This is a genomic window from Bradyrhizobium arachidis, assembly GCF_024758505.1.
Lineage (GTDB): Bacteria > Pseudomonadota > Alphaproteobacteria > Rhizobiales > Xanthobacteraceae > Bradyrhizobium > Bradyrhizobium manausense_C.
The window spans coordinates 5,795,723-5,812,309 of record NZ_CP077970.1 but is presented as its reverse complement, the minus strand read 5'-3'; the positions used below and the strand labels follow the sequence as shown (position 1 = coordinate 5,812,309).

General features: G+C 64.7%; 16 protein-coding genes. 12 read left to right on the top strand and 4 right to left on the bottom strand.

Going from position 1 to position 16,587, the window contains the following annotated elements; genetic code table 11:
- Positions 1 to 32: 32 nt before the first annotated feature.
- A complete protein-coding gene (locus KUF59_RS27020; protein ID WP_258767235.1) occupies positions 33 to 1,217 on the bottom strand; it encodes a DUF2865 domain-containing protein in 1,185 nt (394 codons plus the stop codon).
- 118 nt (positions 1,218 to 1,335) lie between these two features.
- Positions 1,336 to 1,641, bottom strand: coding sequence for a hypothetical protein (locus KUF59_RS27015; RefSeq protein WP_212459134.1), 306 nt, complete (start codon positions 1,639 to 1,641; stop codon positions 1,336 to 1,338).
- Between the two features lie 287 nt (positions 1,642 to 1,928).
- Here KUF59_RS27015 and cysS point away from each other — a divergent pair, with 287 nt between their 5' ends.
- The 4 genes from cysS to KUF59_RS26995 all read left to right on the top strand — a co-directional run bounded on the left by cysS (position 1,929) and on the right by KUF59_RS26995 (position 6,039).
- Positions 1,929 to 3,317 (top strand): cysteine--tRNA ligase, encoded by a 1,389-nt coding sequence (cysS, locus tag KUF59_RS27010; protein ID WP_212459133.1) that lies wholly within the window; start codon positions 1,929 to 1,931, stop codon positions 3,315 to 3,317.
- Between the two features lie 115 nt (positions 3,318 to 3,432).
- The gene (locus tag KUF59_RS27005; protein ID WP_212459302.1) at positions 3,433 to 3,945 is read left to right on the top strand and encodes a GNAT family N-acetyltransferase; all 513 of its coding nucleotides are present in this window, start codon (positions 3,433 to 3,435) and stop codon (positions 3,943 to 3,945) included.
- Complete coding sequence (gene cimA / locus KUF59_RS27000; RefSeq protein WP_212459132.1) at positions 3,942 to 5,540, top strand: citramalate synthase; 1,599 nt, start codon at positions 3,942 to 3,944, stop codon at positions 5,538 to 5,540. The genes KUF59_RS27005 and cimA overlap by 4 nt, the downstream gene beginning before the upstream one ends.
- Before the next feature lie 121 nt (positions 5,541 to 5,661).
- Positions 5,662 to 6,039 (top strand): VOC family protein, encoded by a 378-nt coding sequence (locus KUF59_RS26995; protein WP_212459131.1) that lies wholly within the window; start codon positions 5,662 to 5,664, stop codon positions 6,037 to 6,039.
- Positions 6,040 to 6,042: 3 nt separating this feature from the next.
- Here KUF59_RS26995 and KUF59_RS26990 read toward each other — a convergent pair whose 3' ends face one another.
- Positions 6,043 to 6,648, bottom strand: a complete 606-nt coding sequence (locus tag KUF59_RS26990) for an LOG family protein (RefSeq protein ID WP_212459130.1) — start codon at positions 6,646 to 6,648, stop codon at positions 6,043 to 6,045.
- 216 nt (positions 6,649 to 6,864) lie between these two features.
- Between KUF59_RS26990 and KUF59_RS26985 the strand changes: the two genes are divergently transcribed.
- The 5 genes from KUF59_RS26985 to KUF59_RS26965 all read left to right on the top strand — a co-directional run bounded on the left by KUF59_RS26985 (position 6,865) and on the right by KUF59_RS26965 (position 12,166).
- Positions 6,865 to 8,853, top strand: a complete 1,989-nt coding sequence (locus KUF59_RS26985) for an ABCB family ABC transporter ATP-binding protein/permease (protein WP_258767234.1) — start codon at positions 6,865 to 6,867, stop codon at positions 8,851 to 8,853.
- A 57-nt stretch (positions 8,854 to 8,910) separates the two neighbouring features.
- Positions 8,911 to 9,609: a phosphatidylserine decarboxylase gene (locus KUF59_RS26980; protein WP_212459128.1), complete on the top strand. Its 699-nt coding sequence runs from the start codon at positions 8,911 to 8,913 to the stop codon at positions 9,607 to 9,609.
- Positions 9,610 to 9,709: 100 nt separating this feature from the next.
- A complete protein-coding gene (locus KUF59_RS26975) occupies positions 9,710 to 10,591 on the top strand; it encodes a CDP-alcohol phosphatidyltransferase family protein (RefSeq protein WP_212459127.1) in 882 nt (293 codons plus the stop codon).
- Between the two features lie 37 nt (positions 10,592 to 10,628).
- On the top strand, positions 10,629 to 11,285 hold the full coding sequence (locus KUF59_RS26970; RefSeq protein WP_212459126.1) for a hypothetical protein: 657 nt from the start codon (positions 10,629 to 10,631) through the stop codon (positions 11,283 to 11,285).
- A gap of 161 nt (positions 11,286 to 11,446) precedes the next feature.
- The gene (locus KUF59_RS26965; RefSeq protein ID WP_212459125.1) at positions 11,447 to 12,166 is read left to right on the top strand and encodes an RraA family protein; all 720 of its coding nucleotides are present in this window, start codon (positions 11,447 to 11,449) and stop codon (positions 12,164 to 12,166) included.
- A gap of 20 nt (positions 12,167 to 12,186) precedes the next feature.
- Here the strand turns inward: KUF59_RS26965 and KUF59_RS26960 are convergent, their stop codons facing one another.
- Complete coding sequence (locus KUF59_RS26960) at positions 12,187 to 12,477, bottom strand: hypothetical protein (RefSeq protein WP_212459124.1); 291 nt, start codon at positions 12,475 to 12,477, stop codon at positions 12,187 to 12,189.
- A 371-nt stretch (positions 12,478 to 12,848) separates the two neighbouring features.
- On the opposite strand from KUF59_RS26960, the gene KUF59_RS26955 reads away from it, so the two are divergent.
- The 3 genes from KUF59_RS26955 to KUF59_RS26945 all read left to right on the top strand — a co-directional run bounded on the left by KUF59_RS26955 (position 12,849) and on the right by KUF59_RS26945 (position 16,556).
- Positions 12,849 to 13,622, top strand: a complete 774-nt coding sequence (locus KUF59_RS26955; RefSeq protein WP_212401036.1) for a motility protein A — start codon at positions 12,849 to 12,851, stop codon at positions 13,620 to 13,622.
- Between the two features lie 24 nt (positions 13,623 to 13,646).
- Positions 13,647 to 14,477 (top strand): OmpA/MotB family protein, encoded by an 831-nt coding sequence (locus KUF59_RS26950; RefSeq protein WP_212459123.1) that lies wholly within the window; start codon positions 13,647 to 13,649, stop codon positions 14,475 to 14,477.
- Between the two features lie 180 nt (positions 14,478 to 14,657).
- The gene (locus tag KUF59_RS26945; protein WP_212459122.1) at positions 14,658 to 16,556 is read left to right on the top strand and encodes a potassium transporter Kup; all 1,899 of its coding nucleotides are present in this window, start codon (positions 14,658 to 14,660) and stop codon (positions 16,554 to 16,556) included.
- The last annotated feature ends 31 nt before the right edge of the window (positions 16,557 to 16,587 follow it).

The window sequence follows — 16,587 nt, the reverse complement described above, 5'->3', positions numbered from 1 at the left end:
AACGGCCGCACCTAGCGGCCGCGAGTAACGGCCTACTTCTGCTGCTGCGGAATGAAGGTCGGGCCGACCGAGCGGATCGGCTTGTTTTCCGACGGCGTCGCCGCGGTGTCGGCCGGAGGAGGCGTCGCCGGTGCGTTGGTCGCGGTCGGCGGCACCGTTGCACCCTTCTTGGCGTTGGCAGGCGCACCCTTGGTGAGCTGCCGCTGCTGCATCTTCTTCGCGCTCTCCTCGGTGACGATGATGTCGCCCTGCTGCTCGACGGCGGCCTTGTCGTCGGCCGACTTGAGCGCGTCCGCCCAGCTCTGGCCCGCCGCCTTGCACGAGCAGGACGGGTCGAACGCGCTGCGGAATTTGAACGCGTTGGGCAGCGCCGTGTAGGGCTGACCGCTGACCGAGACCGCCGCGTTCATGTCCTCGCCGGGGTTGCGATAGGCATAGAGGGCGGCTTCCGTTGCCGGGCACAGCGCCTTGCAGGCCTTCTCGTCATCGGGGAAGCGGGCCGCCACGGTCGCGAATGAGACCGGGAAATAGGCGCCGTCGCAGGTGCGCACGCACACCGTGCGATAGGTGCCGGATGGCGGGCCGAGATCGCCGAGCGGTGCACCGGCGGGATTGGCGTTGTTGTTGCCGCCGCCGAACAGATTGGTCAGGAAGTTGCCGGGGCCTTGCGACTGCGCGGCATTGGCATATTGCGGGCCGCAATTGTTCTGTGCGAGCGCCAGCAGCACCGAGCGGCGCTGGTTGTCGCGTTCGGGGCTGAACCCGCCGGGGCCGCCGGAGCGCAGCCGCTCGAGATTGGTGGTGATCTGGTCGAGATTGGCGCGCATCTGCTGGATCTGGGTGTTGACCGGACCGCATTGCGCCGACTGGCCGCTGAACAGCGAGAAGAAGCCTGAGCTTTCGCAGCCCATGCGCTTGGCCTGCACGGTGACGCGGTCGAGCTCAGCCTGCTGCCGGGTCGCCGAATCCTGGTAGCGGCGGATCTGCTCGTCCTTGGCGGGATCGCTGCTGCCGCCGCGATCGAGCGCGGCGAGCTGGCCCTCGAGCCGTGCGCACATCGGATTGCCGGCCGGGGCGGCGGCGCCCGGCGGCGGCGTTCCGGGAGGACCGGCCTGCGCGAAGGCGGACGTGCCGAGCGCGAGCGTGCTGAGCAGCACGGCGCAAGCAAGCATGGGACGAGTACGAGAGAGAGACAAAAATTCCGGCATATCCGCCATTCTAGCGATGTCACGGCCGCGTGGTCCGTGCGCGCCCTCCAATACCCGCTTCTTCTGACATCGTCACGTCGTTTCGGGGCGCAGGTGTGGCCTTAAAGCCTACCAGTTCCGAGAGAATTCAGCGCTGGCAGGTGATTGCGACGTAGTCCTCGCAATGGCCATGGGAGCAGTTTGCGCCGGATTTGGGGACGGACCCGGTAATTTCGTCGGGATCGATCCGGCGATAGGCCGAGGCCTGGGCAAAATCGCGTGACTGGCAATAGGCACGGGCGGCATGCGCGCCGCACTTGTCACCCTTGGCCAGGCACTGGTCGACGCCGTAGCCGTCGGCCTGGTTGGCAATGATGAAGACGCGGGTCTCGGCCGACGCGGCCGAAGCCGCGACGATGAAGGTGCAGAGAACGGGCGCGAGAAGGGATCGCATGGTGCACCGAGAATGAGAGGAACCGCCCGCAGACGAATAAACTCAAAAGGTTAAGGATGATTAACCCTGAAGGCGGGCGGGGCGCGTTTGGGCAGAGAAAGCGGCTTTTTCGCGGCTGACTTGACGGCGAGCCCCTCTCTGGCCCATATGTTCCGCATGAACGGTCTCCTCGCCATTTGTGGCATTTGCCGCGAGATTACGAGCTAGCGATTCGCTGGCTGGAGCCGTCTTTTCTCAAAACACATTGAGAGCCCTGGACGCCCGGCCAACAGCCGATGGGTATCCATATGGAATTGCGCCTTTACGATACGCTGACGAGGGAAAAGCGGCCCTTTGTGCCGCTCGATCCGAAGGACGTCCGCATGTATGTCTGCGGACCGACGGTCTATGACTTCGCCCATATCGGCAATGCGCGGCCGGTGATCGTGTTCGACGTGCTGTTTCGGCTGCTCCGCCATCTCTATGGCGAGGCGCACGTCAAATATGTCCGCAACGTCACCGACGTCGACGACAAGATCAACGATCGCGCCGCGCGGGACTATCCCGGCCTGCCGCTGAACGAGGCGATCCGCAAGGTCACGGAGGAAACGGGCCGGCAGTTTCACGCCGACGTCGATGCGCTGCGCGCGTTGCGGCCGAACGTCGAACCGCGCGCGACCGAGCATATCGCCGAGATGCGTGAGATCATCGAAAAGCTCGTCGCCGGCGGCTTTGCCTATGTCGCCGAGGACCACGTGCTGTTCTCGCCGCAGGCGATGAATGCAGCCAACTCCGTGCTGCCGCGTTATGGCGCGCTCTCCAACCGCTCGCTGGACGAGATGATTGCCGGTGCCCGCGTCGACGTTGCGCCCTACAAGCGCGACAACACCGATTTCGTGCTGTGGAAGCCGTCAAAGCCGGGCGAGCCGTCGTGGCCGTCGCCGGCCGGCATCACCGCGCAAGGGCGCCCGGGCTGGCACATCGAGTGCTCGGCCATGGCCTGGAAGCATCTCGGCGAACATTTTGACATCCACGGCGGCGGCATCGATCTCGTGTTTCCGCATCATGAGAACGAGGTCGCGCAGAGCTGCTGCGCGTTCCATCAGCCGCGCATGGCCAACTACTGGATGCACAACGGCTTCCTCCAGGTCGAGAGCGAGAAGATGTCGAAGAGCCTCGGCAACTTCGTCACCATTCGCGACCTGCTGGCGGATTGGCCGGGCGAGGTGCTCCGCCTGAACATGCTGAAGACGCATTACCGCTCGCCGATCGACTGGACGCTGAAATCGCTCGAGGAGAGCTCGAAGACGCTCGACGACTGGTATCGCGTCGCAGCCGAGGTGCCGGCCGGTAAGCCGGCTGCGTCCGTGATCGAGCCGCTGCTCGACGATCTCAACACGCCGCAGATGATCGCGGCGCTGCATGGCTTGCGCAACGACTCCGGCTCGGGCGGCGGATTCTCGGGCTCGCTACGGCTGCTCGGCTTCCTCTCCGAGAGCGTTGCCGAATGGGAAGGGCGAAAGCGGCAGGCGAGCGGTGTCGATGCGGGCGAGGTCGAACGCCTGATCGCCGAGCGCACGGCGGCCCGCGCGCGCAGGGACTTCGGGGAGTCCGATCGCATCCGCGATCAGCTCGCCGCCATGGGCGTCGCGATCAAGGACTCCAAGGCCGGCACGACCTGGGAGTTTTCGCGATGAAGCGACCCGACACGCCGTTTCCCAGGCACTGGCTCTATTACATCGCGCTCAAGATCCTGCTGCTCGCCGGCGCGCTTGCGCTGGCGCTGAAGCTGTACGGCATGTGGTGACGATGATGGGACAGAGTTTGCCAAAACCCGCGATGCGACCGTTCCTGCCGAGCGACGTGCCGATGCTCACTGCAATTTTCGCCGCGGCGATCGAGGAGCTGACCGGCGACGACTATAGCGAGGCGCAGCAGGAAGCCTGGATTGCGGTGGCCGAGGACGAGGCTGAATTCGGCAAACGGCTCGCCGCCGACCTGACGCTGATCGCAACGGTGCAGAATTCGCCGGTGGGCTTTGCCTCGCTGCGCGGCAAGGACCACATCCGCATGCTCTATGTGCACCCGAGCGTGGCCGGGCAGGGCGTCGCCACGATGCTGGTCGATGCGCTGGAGAAGCTCGCCGGCGGCCGCGGCGCGACCAGCCTCACGGTCGATGCCAGCGACACCGCCCAGGGTTTTTTCGCCAAGCGCGGCTACGTCGCCCAACAGCGCAACAGCGTCACCGTCAACGACGAATGGCTCGCCAATACCACCATGAAGAAGACGCTCGGTGCCTCGCCCGCGTCGGGAGCGTCGCAATGAGCAAGGAGCGCCTCTATCTGTTCGACACCACGCTGCGCGACGGCGCGCAGACCAATGGCGTCGACTTCACGCTGACAGACAAGCAGGTGATCGCCTCGATGCTCGACGACCTCGGCATCGACTATGTCGAGGGCGGCTATCCCGGCGCCAATCCGCTCGACAGCGAATTCTTCGCAAGCAAGCCAAAGCTCGATCACGCGCGCTTCACCGCCTTCGGCATGACGCGACGGGCGGGACGCTCGGTGTCGAACGATCCCGGCGTCGCCGCGCTCTTGGAAGCCAAGGCCGATGCGATCTGCTTCGTGGCAAAATCCTCCGCCTATCAGGTGCGCGTCGCCCTCGAGACGACGAAAGAGGAAAACCTCGCCTCGATCCGCGACAGCGTCGCGGCGGCGAAGGCCGCGGGGCGCGAGGTGATGCTCGACTGCGAGCATTTTTTCGACGGCTACAAGGAAGATCCTTCCTTCGCGCTGGCCTGTGCGAAGGCTGCCTATGATGCCGGTGCGCGCTGGGTGGTGCTGTGCGACACCAATGGCGGCACCATGCCGCACGAGGTCGAGACCATCGTCACCGACGTGCTCAAGCAGATCCCGGGCGATCACGTCGGTATCCACGCCCATAACGACACCGAGCAGGCGGTGGCGAATTCGCTCGCCGCGGTGCGTGCCGGCGTGCGGCAGATCCAGGGCACGCTCAACGGCCTCGGCGAGCGCTGCGGCAACGCCAATCTCTGCTCGCTGATCCCGACGCTCAAGCTGAAGAAAGAGTTTTCCGACGCCTTCGAGATCGGCGTCACCGCGGAGAAGCTCGCAGGCCTCGTCAAGGTCTCGCGCACGCTCGATGACATGCTGAACCGCGCGCCGAACCGCCACGCGGCCTATGTCGGCGAAAGCGCCTTCGTCACCAAGACCGGCATTCACGCTTCCGCCGTGCTCAAGGATCCCCAGACCTATGAGCACGTCTTGCCGGAGCTCGTCGGCAATCATCGCAAGGTGCTGGTGTCAGACCAGGCAGGCCGCTCCAACGTGATCGCCGAGCTCGACCGCGCCGGCATCGCTTACGAGAAGAGCGATCCAAAACTGACGCGGCTGGTCGAGGAATTGAAAGAGCGCGAAGCCGCAGGCTTTGCCTATGAATCCGCCAACGCCTCGTTCGATCTCCTGGCGCGCCGCACGCTCGGAAAAGTGCCGGAATATTTCAAGGTCGAGCAGTTCGACGTCAATGTCGAGCAGCGCTACAACGCGCTCGGCGAGCGCGTCACTGTCGCGCTTGCGGTGGTCAAGGTCGACGTCGCCGGCGAGCGGCTGATCTCGGCGGCGGAAGGCAACGGCCCCGTCAACGCGCTCGACGTGGCCCTGCGCAAGGACCTCGGAAAATACCAGAAGTACATCGAGGGCCTGAAGCTGATCGACTACCGCGTGCGTATCCTCAATGGCGGCACCGGCGCGGTCACGCGCGTGTTGATCGAGAGCGAGGACGAGAACGGCGACAACTGGACGACGGTCGGGGTCTCGCCGAACATCATCGACGCCTCGTTCCAGGCGCTGATGGATTCGGTGATCTACAAGCTCGTGAAGTCGGGCGCGCCGGCGTAGGGCAGGACGCAGCCACAAACGCTGTCATTGCGAGCGCAGCGAAGCAATCCAGAATCTTTCCGCGGAGACGGCCCTGGATTGCTTCGCTGCGCTCGCAATGACGGGGGAGACAGGGGAGCAAATGATCGACCACATCTCCGTCGGGGTCAGCGAGCTCGAACGCTCCGCGCGCTTCTACGAGGCGACGCTTGCGACCCTCGGCCTCATCCGCCTCGTGACGCGGCCGGCGACGGTCGGCTTCGGCAAGGCCTATCCTGAATTCTGGATCAACCTGCGCGCCGGCATGCCGCGCGTTCCGCCCGAGAGCGGAGTGCACATCTGCCTGCGCGCGAAGACCACGGCTGACGTCGATGCGTTTCACGCGGCGGCGCTTGCTGCGGGCGGTGCGTCCGACGGTGCGCCGGGCATCCGCCCGCATGATCGCGTGCGTTACTATGCGGCCTTCATCGTCGATCCCGACGGCAACCGGATCGAGGCCGTTACGTTTCCGGCTGACTGATCTCTACAGCTTGTGCGCAACTTCCGGCGCGAGCTTTTTCTCCGCCTCGGCGACCTGCGCCGCAGCCGTCTTCAGCTTGGGCAGGATCTCCTCGACGCGATCGGCCTTGAGGATGTCGACCGTGAAGCCGGCGCGGATGAACTGGGTCTGGCGCATATGCGACAGCAGCGAGAACAAGGGCTCCCAGAAGCCGTCGATATTGGCGAGCAGTACCGGCTTGGCGTGGCGTCCGAGTTGTTTCCAGGTCAGTTGCTCGACCAGCTCTTCCAGCGTGCCGACGCCGCCGGGCAGCGCGACGAACGCATCGGAGCGCTCGAACATCAGCCGCTTGCGCTCGTGCATGTCGGGCGTGACGATCATCTCCTGCACGCGGCTCAAGGCGTGCTCGCGCTTGCGCAGGAAGTCCGGGATGATGCCGGTGACCAGGCCGCCATGGTCGAGCACGGCGTCGGCGACTGCGCCCATCAGGCCGACCGCGCCGCCGCCATAGACCAGGCGGACGCCGTTGTCGGCAAGCGCTTTGCCGAACGCCTTCGCGGCTTCGATGAAGAGGGGATTGGTTCCGGGGCCGGAGCCGCAATAGACGCAGACGGTTTTGAGAGTGCTCATTGGTGCCATGATGCATTGCAGCGAAAGGGCGTCAAGTCCAATCGGTGATTCGCCGGTAACCGGGAATCTACCGGTAAACGACGACAAACAATGAGGGAATAGACACCTGGCGGGGTGCGCTCGCGACCAGAAGTCTCTATATGACGGGCGAAAATCGCTAATCGCAACGCAGCCCGCATCCGGCGGGTCGCCAAGGTTTTGGCCCCAAGGCTTCGTATGGCTCACCCTCACTCGTCTCACGGCGGCGGCGACGCGCCGGATCCCGCCGGTACGTCGCTGGAGAAGGCAACGCTGTTCGGGACGCTCGCGCATCTGTGGCCCTATATCTGGCCGAGCGATCGCGCTGACCTGAAGATGCGCGTGGTCTGGTCGATGGTGCTGCTGCTCGTCGCCAAGCTCGCGACGCTGGTGGTGCCGTTCACCTTCAAATGGGCGACCGACGCGCTGACAGGCGCCAACACCGCGCCGGTGGCGGCGGACAACTGGCACTTCTGGGTGATCGCCTCGCCTCTGCTGCTCACCGCGAGCTATGGCGCAACGCGTATCCTGATGGCCGTGCTCACGCAATGGCGCGATGGCATTTTTGCCCGCGTCGCCATGCATGCGGTGCGCAAGCTCGCCTACCGCACCTTCGTGCACATGCACGAATTGTCGCTGCGCTTCCATCTGGAGCGCAAGACCGGCGGGTTGACGCGTGTGCTCGAGCGCGGACGCGAGGGCATTGAGGTCATCGTGCGCATGGTGATCCTGCAGTTGATCCCGACCATCGTCGAGGTCTCGCTGCTGATGGGCGTCTTGTTCTGGCAGTTCGACTGGCGCTACGTGGTGGCGACGCTGATCACCGTCGTCGTCTACATGTACTACACCTACATCGCGACGGAGTGGCGGATCGGCATCCGCCGCAAGATGAACGATTCCGACACCGAGGCGAACACCAAGGCGATCGACTCGCTCCTCAACTACGAGACCGTGAAATATTTCGGCGCCGAGACACGCGAGGCCCAGCGCTACGACCGCTCGGTGGAGCGCTACGAAGAGGCGAGCGTGAAGACCTACACCTCGCTCGCGGTGCTCAACACCGGGCAGGCGGTGATCTTCACGATGGGGCTGACCGCGACCATGCTGATGTGCGCCATCGGCGTGCGCAACGGGCACAACACCGTCGGCGATTTCGTGCTGATCAACGCCATGATGATCCAGCTCTACCAGCCCCTCAATTTCATGGGCATGGTCTATCGCGAGATCAAGCAGGCGATCATCGACATCGAGAAGATGTTTGGCGTGCTCGGGCGCGATCCCGAGATCAAGGACAGTCCAAACGCAAGGCCGCTGACGGTCTCGGCAGGCACCGTGCGGTTCGAGGACGTCCGCTTTGCCTATGAGACGACGCGGCCAATCCTCAAGGGGATCAGTTTCGAGGTGCCGGCCGGCAAGACGGTCGCGATTGTCGGTCCCTCCGGTGCCGGCAAATCGACGATCTCGCGACTGCTATTCCGGCTCTACGACATCTCCGGCGGAAAAATCCTGATCGACGGCCAGGACATCCGCGACGTCACGCAAGGTTCGCTCCGCGCCGCGATCGGCATGGTGCCCCAGGACACCGTACTGTTCAACGACACCATCCGCTACAACATCCGCTACGGCCGCTGGGGTGCAAGCGATGCCGTGGTGGAGGAGGCGGCGCGACTCGCCCAGATCGACCATTTCATCCGCATGGCGCCCAAGGGTTATGAGACGCAGGTCGGCGAGCGCGGCCTGAAACTGTCGGGCGGCGAGAAGCAGCGCGTGGCGATTGCGCGCACCGTGCTGAAGGCGCCGCCGATCCTGGTGCTCGACGAGGCGACCTCGGCGCTCGACAGCCACACCGAGCACGAGATCCAGGGCGCGCTCGATCGTGTCTCGAAGAACCGCACCTCGCTCGTGATCGCGCACCGCCTCTCGACCATCGTCGGCGCGGACGAGATCATCGTGCTCGAGCAGGGCCGCATCGCCGAGCGCGGCACGCATGCGCAACTGCTCGCCATGGGCGGCCTTTACGCCAGCATGTGGAACCGGCAGCGCGAAGCGGAAGCCGCACGCGAAAAGCTCGCCAGGATGGACGACGCCAACGAGGCGCCGAACCGCGAGCCCCCGCCGGTCGACGACGCCCTGACGACCCCTGCGGCCGCGGAAGTGACCTTGTCGGCGGCCCCCGGTCTGGCCTAAAGCTCTCCCGGCGCGCGGGGGCTGTCCACGCGCCATCAACCCTGGCGGCAGATAGCGATGTCCATTCTCGATTCGATCCAACGGCAGATTCCGCCGATCCACAAGGAAGGCTATCCCTTCATCGGCGGCTTTGCGCTGGCGAGCCTCGCCCTGTTCTGGCTCTGGTCGCCGCTCGGGTGGATCGGCACCATCCTCACCGTGTGGTGTGCGCTGTTCTTCCGCGACCCCGCGCGCGTCACGCCGATCCGCGACGGACTGGTCGTCTCGCCGGCTGACGGCCGGGTGTCGATGATCACGATGGCGCTGCCGCCCGCGGAATTGGGGCTGGGCGACAAGCCGCTGCCGCGCATCTCCGTCTTCATGAGCGTCTTCAACTGCCATGTGAACCGCAGCCCGATGGCGGGCAGGGTGGATCGCATCGCCTACCGGCCCGGCCTGTTCATCAACGCCGAGCTCGACAAGGCGAGCGAGGACAATGAGCGCAATTCGCTCGTCATCTCGACGCCCCAAGGTCGGATCGGCGTGGTCCAGATCGCCGGCCTCGTGGCCAAGCGCATCGTCTGCTTCGTCAAGGAGGGACAGTCGCTCGGCGCCGGCGAGCGTTTTGGCCTGATCCGATTCGGCTCGCGGCTCGACGTCTATTTGCCGGTCGGCTCCAGGGCTCTGGTCTCGGAAGGGCAGACCGCGATTGCCGGCGAAACGGTGCTGGCCGACCTGGCCTCGGACGACCTGGCGCGGACCTATCGCGTCAATTAACCATTCGGTCCATCCCTGACATCGCCCAAAGGATGGGTTCCGCCACATTGGCGGAGCCGCCCGCGGCTTGCTATATCTCGTGGGGAGTGAGGCCAAAGCCATGACGCCCTACGATTTCAGGAATCCCGAGCGCCGCCGGCGCTTCCGCCCGATCCCGGTGCGGATGCTGGTGCCCAATGTCATCACGCTGCTGGCGATCTGCGCCGGCCTGACGGCGATCCGGCTGTCGATCGAGGGGCGGATGACGCTCGCCGTCTACGCGATCGTGTTCGCGGCGGCGCTCGACGGCATCGATGGCCGCATCGCGCGGATGATCAAGGGGCAGTCCAAATTCGGCGCCGAGCTCGACAGCCTCGCCGACTTCGTCAATTTCGGCGTAGCGCCGGGCCTGATGCTGTATTTCTGGCAGCTGCATGAGCTGCGCAATGCGGGCTGGATCGCGGCCATGGTGTTCGCGATCGCCATGTGTCTCCGGCTCGCACGCTTCAACGCGAGCATCGACGATCCCAACAAGCCGGCCTTTGCCGCCAACTACTTCACGGGGATGCCGGCGCCGGCCGGCGCGATCACCGTGATGTTGCCGATCTACGCGGCGTTCCTCGATCTCGGACGCTGGCCCGCGGCCCTGACGGCCGGCTACACGCTGCTGATTGCCTTCCTCATGGTGTCGCGCCTGCCGGTGTTCTCCGGCAAGAGCATGCGGATGCGGGTGCCGCCGGAGCTGGTGCTGCCGGTGTTCGTGGCGGTGATCTTTTTCATCGCGCTCCTGATCAGCTATCCCTGGCACATCCTCTCGGCCGGCACGGTGCTGTATCTGCTGAGCCTGCCGCTCGGCTGGAGGTCGTATCAGAAGCAGGCGCGCGCAGCGGCAGTTGGAGCGCCTGCGCCGTCCGAAGCGGCATCGGCTGCGACAACATCGCAGGCCATGGCGCCCAACGTGCCGGAAGCCCCGCACGACGATCGGCCTGAACGGCTGCATTAGTCGGCGCTCACCGATAGCTGCCATAAAGGAAGTCATTGTGGGGCGGAGCGATCGCTTCTTCCGACGGGTCTGGCGGTTCAATGCAATCGCAATTGCGACGGTTGCAGTCCTTCTCGTCCTGTCCGTCTTTTTTGCCGCTGCGACAATCGTCTACGACCACATGCGCGCTCGCCGGGTCACCAACGTTGGTGAGCGGGATGCCGTAGCAAACAGGTTTCTCCTGCTGCCGCCGCGCGTGATTACGGGGACACCCTATGTGGAAGCTTTGTTGCACCGCGGGCAATCCTATGGTGATGGCTCCGATGTCAACGTGCTGTTCGTGAACATCTTGACGAACGAGAGCCGGTGGCTGTTCGAGGGCACGGGTCAGCAAATCCTCGGCAGCCATTGGATGTTCGACAGAGTGGCGGAGGCGCGAACGGCCGTGGGCGCGTTCCATATCGTTGGCGACAGGGATACGAACGTTGCTCTTGTGGCGGTCGCGGCCGACGGAACCAACTCCAGGAAGCTGATTGAGGGGATTGAGAAGGTCTATTCCGTCAAGCAGGTCGCGGACGACAAGGCCCTGGTGCTTTACCTCAAGGACAAGCAGGCGATGTCCGCACTGTTCAGCCTTCCGTCGATGGCGCTATTGACGCAGGCCAAGTTGCCGGACTGGGGGCGAGCGACTGGCTCGCCGGCGCGGACGGACTGATCCGCCACTTTGCGCCAGCGCGCCCCTTAGGGCTGCTATGAGCAGCTCTCGCGGATATCTGCCATGAAGACGCGCGCGTTGGGCTGACGCCCGATCTCGGCTATATCGCCTTGGGTCTGCGGCGCTTGCGAACAGCCGCGGCCAATAGGGGAGAGAACGCCGTGACTGATACCGCATCCGGGCCGCTGCCAGCTTCCGTCCTCGAGGCTTTGGGCCGCTACGACACGCCGACGATCTGCAATGCCATGGAGATCGTCGCGCCGGAGCGCCGTCTGATCGGCTACACCACCAAGCAGCTCGTCTGTCCGTTTCCCGATCTGCCGCCGATCGTCGGCTATGCGCGCACGGTCGCGATCCGCTCGGTGCTGAAATCCTCGCTCCCGGCGGAAGAGCAGTCCAGGCGCCGCATAGAATATTACGAGTATGTCGGCACCGGCCACGGTCCGCGCATCTCGGTGATCCAGGACATCGACGGCCATGACGTCGGCTACGGCGCGTTCTGGGGCGAGGTGCAGAGCAACGTGCACAAGGCGCTCGGCTGTCTCGGCGTCATCACCGACGGCTCGATCCGCGACATCCCGCAATGGGCCCCGGGCTTCCAGGCGCTCGCCGGCTCGATCGGCCCGTCGCATGCCTGGGTGCATGCGGAAAGCTTCGGCGGCGAGGTGCGCGTTGCCGGCATGACCGTGAAGTCCGACGATTTGATCCACGCCGACCAGCACGGCGCGATCGTCATTCCGCTCGACGTCGCCGCGAAGCTCCCGGAGGCTGCCGAGCTCTGCGGCCGCCGCGAGACGCCGATCCTGGAGATCGCGCGCAGCCCCGACTTCTCGCTGGAGAAGCTGAAGGCCGCGCTGAAGCGTTCGGCGGAGATTCACTGACGGCGCCGGCTGGCCGTCATCTAACTGGGTCGCGGGGCCGGGCGCTGCTCGGCCTCCAGGAACAGGGCAGCCTGGTCCGGCTCGCCGAAGACCGCAGCGGCGCAACCGATCAAAGTGAATGCGCCGGCAAAATCCCACCAGGTTACGTCAGCCGTGCTTCCGGGCGCGTGGATCAGACGCGCCACGATCGCGGCGATCAAGGCTTCCCCGAAGAGCAGGCCGCTGAGCGCGGGGAGCACGAGCTCCGGTTCGAGCGTATGCAGCATCAGAATTGCGGGGACCGCGGTGAGAAGGCAGAACAGCAGCAACATTCCAAAGGGCTCCCACGAGGGAGCGTTTTGACGGATCCGATGGGGACTGAAGACAGACATCGTGTGCCTCTGTGAGGAAACAACGAGCGCGGCAGCTACGTTCCCCAAACACACAAGCACGCGTTGCCGCAGGGACACGGTGCTCTACGGGTCCGGCCCCGTAAATGGTTAGCAGAGTGTTGAGATCGCCGTCCCTTGCCGGCAATTCGCCTGCGCGGCGAGCGCTGCGATGTGGCCGGAGCGGGGCAGGCCGCGTTTAACCTTTACGCGTCTTTAATGGCAGCCATTTAGGGTTCCTCCGGGGCGGTGCGCCGGTGGGCTGCATCACCATCCAGGACGGATGGTCGTTCGGGTAAGCGTTGGAGTTTCCCATGGATATCATGACGAGCGTTGGCCTGATCGCAGGCATCATCGTCATCACCGCGATGATCTTCATGGGCGGCGACCTCCACATGTTCATCTCTGAACATGCCATGATCATCATCTTCGGCGGCTCGATCTCCGCCACCATGATCCGCTTTCCGCTCTCCTCGCTGCTGCACGGCCTGCCGCTCGGCGCAAAGTTCGCCTTCACCATGAGCCGCCTGTCGGCCCACGAGCTCGTCGACGAACTCGCCCGCATCGCCGAGATCGCGCGCAAGCAGGGCCCGGTTGGTCTGGAAAAGGTCGAGACCGACGAGCCGTTCCTCGCCAAGGGCATCCGCTACGTCGCCGACGGCTATGACCTCGACTTCATCCGCGACAATCTCGAGCGCGACCGCGACAACTTCCTCATGCATCTGGACGAGGGCAGCAAGATCTACCGCGCCATCGGCGACTGCGCCCCGGCCTTCGGCATGATCGGCACGCTGATCGGCATGGTGCAGATGTTCGCCAACATGACCGACCCCTCCAAGCTCGGCCCGTTCATGGCGACCGCGCTGCTCGCGACGCTCTACGGCGCGCTGGTCGCGAACCTGTTCTGTCTGCCGATCGCCGACAAGCTGCACGGCAAGCTGCTGGACGAGGAAACCAACCGCACGCTCATCATCGACGGCATTTTGATGATCCGCGACTCCAAGAGCCCGACCCTGGTGCGCGAAATGCTGCTCGCCTACCTGCCCGAGAAGCATCGCCACGGCGAGGGTGAACCGGTCCCGGCCTGACGCCGCGCACCGGGGGTTTGAATCATGGCCAAGAAGAAACGCGGCGATGCGCACGGAGGCGGTCACGGCTGGTTCGTGACCTTCGCCGACCTGATGGGCCTGATGATGAGCTTCTTCGTGATGCTCGTCGCGTTCTCGACGCAGGACGCCAACAAGCTCAAGATCGTCGCAGGCTCGATGCGCGACGCTTTCGGCGTGCAGAGCGAGGCGCGCTACGCCGGCATCATCGAGTCCGACGGCCTGCCGACGCGTCCCAAGCTGAAGAACGTCGATCACATCCAGCCCGAGGACGCCTCCAACACGCCGACGCCTGACCAGCAGGACCGCGACCGCAAGTCGGGCGCCAAGATCAAGGTCGACCGCGAATTCGCGCTCGCCGCAGCCTCGCTACGCCAAGCCTTGCAGGACATGCCGGAACTCACCGAGATGTCCAAGCACATCATGTTCGAGGAGACCAAGCAGGGGCTCAACCTCGAGATCGTGGACCAGGACGGTCGTTCGATGTTTCCCGACGGCTCCAAGGTGCCTTACGATCGCACGCGCCGCCTGATCGAGAAGCTCGCGGTCCCACTCAAGGCGACGCCATTGCGCGTGTCGATCGCCGGTCATACCGCGGCCGGCTACGTGCCGAACCGCAGCGACTACGGCGCCTTCGACCTGTCGTCCGATCGCGCCAACGCCGTGCGCCAGATCCTCGAGCGGGAAGGGCTGCCGCCCTCGCACGTCTTCTCGGTATCGGGCAAGGCGGACACCCAGCCGCTGTTTCCCGACGATCCGTCGCTGGCCGCCAACCGGCGCGTGACCATCACGCTGATGCGCGAGGACCCGCCGCTGCCGCCTAATCTGAAGCCCTGAATCTCCTCGATTTTTTCCACTACCATTTTACCTGAGGACATTTCGTCGCCCCTAGCCGAACGTGGCCTCTGCGTCACAGCGCGCCGGAACGCGCCTGCTATGGTGGTCCCTTGACCTGCGGCCGAGAACCGTCCAAACGCGCGCGGATCAAAATCAGGGAAGCAGCGTTTTCCACCAACGATGACGGCCAGCATCACCACGACCGACGGCCAGGAGGGGACGGTCACCTCGAGTTTCTGGGGCCTCACCCTCGGGAGCATCGGCGTTGTCTTCGGCGACATCGGCACTTCGCCGCTCTACGCGTTTCACGAGGCTGTCAAGGGTGCGGCCCATGGCGAAGGGGTGTCGCGCGTCATCGTGCTCGGCGTGCTCTCGCTGATCCTGTGGGCGCTGCTGATCGTCGTCACCACCAAATACGTCCTGCTGCTGCTGCGCGCCGACAATAACGGGGAAGGCGGCACGCTCTCTCTGATGGCGCTGGGCCAGCGCGCGCTGGGACGGCGTCCCTGGTTCCTGCTCGCGCTCGGCGTGGTTGGCGCCTCCATGTTCATCGGCGATTCCATGATCACGCCGGCGATTTCGGTGCTGTCGGCGGTCGACGGCTTGAAACTCGCGGCTCCCGCGCTCGAACACTACGTCGTGCCGCTCACGGTCCTCATCCTGGCGCTGCTGTTCGCGGTCCAGAGCAAGGGCACGGCGCTGGTGGCGTCCGCCTTCGGACCGGTGATGATTGTCTGGTTCACCGTGATTGCGGCGATGGGCGCCGTTCACATCGCCGACGATCCGTCCGTGCTGGCGGCGATCAATCCCTATTATGGGCTTCAATTCCTGTTGTCGCACGGCACCATCGGGCTCGTGACGCTCGGTGCGGTGTTCCTGGCGGTGACCGGCGGCGAGGCGCTCTATGCCGATCTCGGCCATTTCGGCCGCAAGCCGATCCAGTCGGCCTGGATGTTCTTCGTGCTGCCCGCTCTGCTGATCAACTACTTTGGGCAGGGCGCGCTGGTGCTGTCCGATCCCAGCACGCTCGACAATTCCTTCTATCGCATGGTGCCCGAGAAGCTCGTGCTGCCGCTGGTGGGGCTGGCGACCGCGGCCACCGTGATCGCAAGCCAGGCGGTGATCACCGGCGCCTATTCGCTGGTCTATCAAGCGGTGCAGCTTGGCCTCTTGCCGCGCTTCGAGGTGCGCTACACCTCCGAATCCCATGCCGGTCAGATCTATCTGCCGCGGGTCAACCGGCTGCTCCTGATCGGCGTAATGCTGCTGGTGCTGTTGTTCCACACCCCGAGCAATCTCGCTTCGGCCTATGGCATCGCGGTGTCCACCACCATGGTGGCTGACGGCGTCATGGGCTTCATCGTGATCTGGAAGTTGTGGAATTGGCGTGCCGCGACTGCGGCCGCCGTGATCCTGCCGCTCGTCGTGGTCGACATGACCTTCTTCAGCGCCAACCTGCTCAAGCTTCTGGAAGGCGCCTGGGTGCCGCTGCTGTTCGGTGCGGTCATGGTGGGGACGATATGGACCTGGCGGCGCGGCTCCGGAATCCTGGTGCAGAAGACGCGCAAGATCGAGGTCCCGCTCGACGATCTCATCAAGAGCCTCGAGAAGCGGCCGCCGCATATCGTGAAGGGCACGGCCGTGTTCCTCACCAGCGATCCGTCCTTCGTGCCGACGGCGTTGCTGCACAATCTCAAGCACAACAAGGTGCTGCACGAGCACAACGTGGTCCTGACCATCGAGACCGCGCAGACACCGCGGGTCGATCTGTCGGAACGGTTCCGCATGGAGAAGATCAGCGAAAAGTTCTCCAAGGTGCGTTTGCGGTTCGGCTTCATGGAGCAGCCCAACGTGCCGAAGGCGCTGGCGATCGCGCGCAAGCAGGGCTGGCAGTTCGACATCATGTCGACGTCGTTCTTCGTGTCGCGCCGGTCGCTGAAGGCCTCTGCGCAATCAGGCATGCCGCTCTGGCAGGATCACCTGTTCATCGCGCTGAGCCGGTCCGCCAATGACGCCACCGATTATTTCCAGATCCCGACCGGACGGGTGGTTGAAGTCGGAACGCAGGTCACTATCTGACCGAAACGGCGGACTTATGCGAATTTTGCAT

What these genes read in the sequence shown, in the direction of transcription:
- KUF59_RS26955 (WP_212401036.1), top strand. Translation starts at nt 12,849, where the DNA reads ATGGATATCATGACGAGCGTTGGCCTGATCGCAGGCATCATCGTCATC.
- KUF59_RS27015 (WP_212459134.1), bottom strand. Translation starts at nt 1,641, where the DNA reads ATGCGATCCCTTCTCGCGCCCGTTCTCTGCACCTTCATCGTCGCGGCT.
- KUF59_RS27020 (WP_258767235.1), bottom strand. Translation starts at nt 1,217, where the DNA reads ATGGCGGATATGCCGGAATTTTTGTCTCTCTCTCGTACTCGTCCCATG.
- KUF59_RS26980 (WP_212459128.1), top strand. Translation starts at nt 8,911, where the DNA reads ATGTCCATTCTCGATTCGATCCAACGGCAGATTCCGCCGATCCACAAG.
- KUF59_RS27005 (WP_212459302.1), top strand. Translation starts at nt 3,433, where the DNA reads ATGGGACAGAGTTTGCCAAAACCCGCGATGCGACCGTTCCTGCCGAGC.
- KUF59_RS26975 (WP_212459127.1), top strand. Translation starts at nt 9,710, where the DNA reads ATGACGCCCTACGATTTCAGGAATCCCGAGCGCCGCCGGCGCTTCCGC.
- KUF59_RS26985 (WP_258767234.1), top strand. Translation starts at nt 6,865, where the DNA reads ATGGCTCACCCTCACTCGTCTCACGGCGGCGGCGACGCGCCGGATCCC.
- cysS (WP_212459133.1), top strand. Translation starts at nt 1,929, where the DNA reads ATGGAATTGCGCCTTTACGATACGCTGACGAGGGAAAAGCGGCCCTTT.
- KUF59_RS26950 (WP_212459123.1), top strand. Translation starts at nt 13,647, where the DNA reads ATGGCCAAGAAGAAACGCGGCGATGCGCACGGAGGCGGTCACGGCTGG.
- KUF59_RS26995 (WP_212459131.1), top strand. Translation starts at nt 5,662, where the DNA reads ATGATCGACCACATCTCCGTCGGGGTCAGCGAGCTCGAACGCTCCGCG.
- KUF59_RS26990 (WP_212459130.1), bottom strand. Translation starts at nt 6,648, where the DNA reads ATGAGCACTCTCAAAACCGTCTGCGTCTATTGCGGCTCCGGCCCCGGA.
- KUF59_RS26945 (WP_212459122.1), top strand. Translation starts at nt 14,658, where the DNA reads ATGACGGCCAGCATCACCACGACCGACGGCCAGGAGGGGACGGTCACC.
- KUF59_RS26960 (WP_212459124.1), bottom strand. Translation starts at nt 12,477, where the DNA reads ATGTTGCTGCTGTTCTGCCTTCTCACCGCGGTCCCCGCAATTCTGATG.
- cimA (WP_212459132.1), top strand. Translation starts at nt 3,942, where the DNA reads ATGAGCAAGGAGCGCCTCTATCTGTTCGACACCACGCTGCGCGACGGC.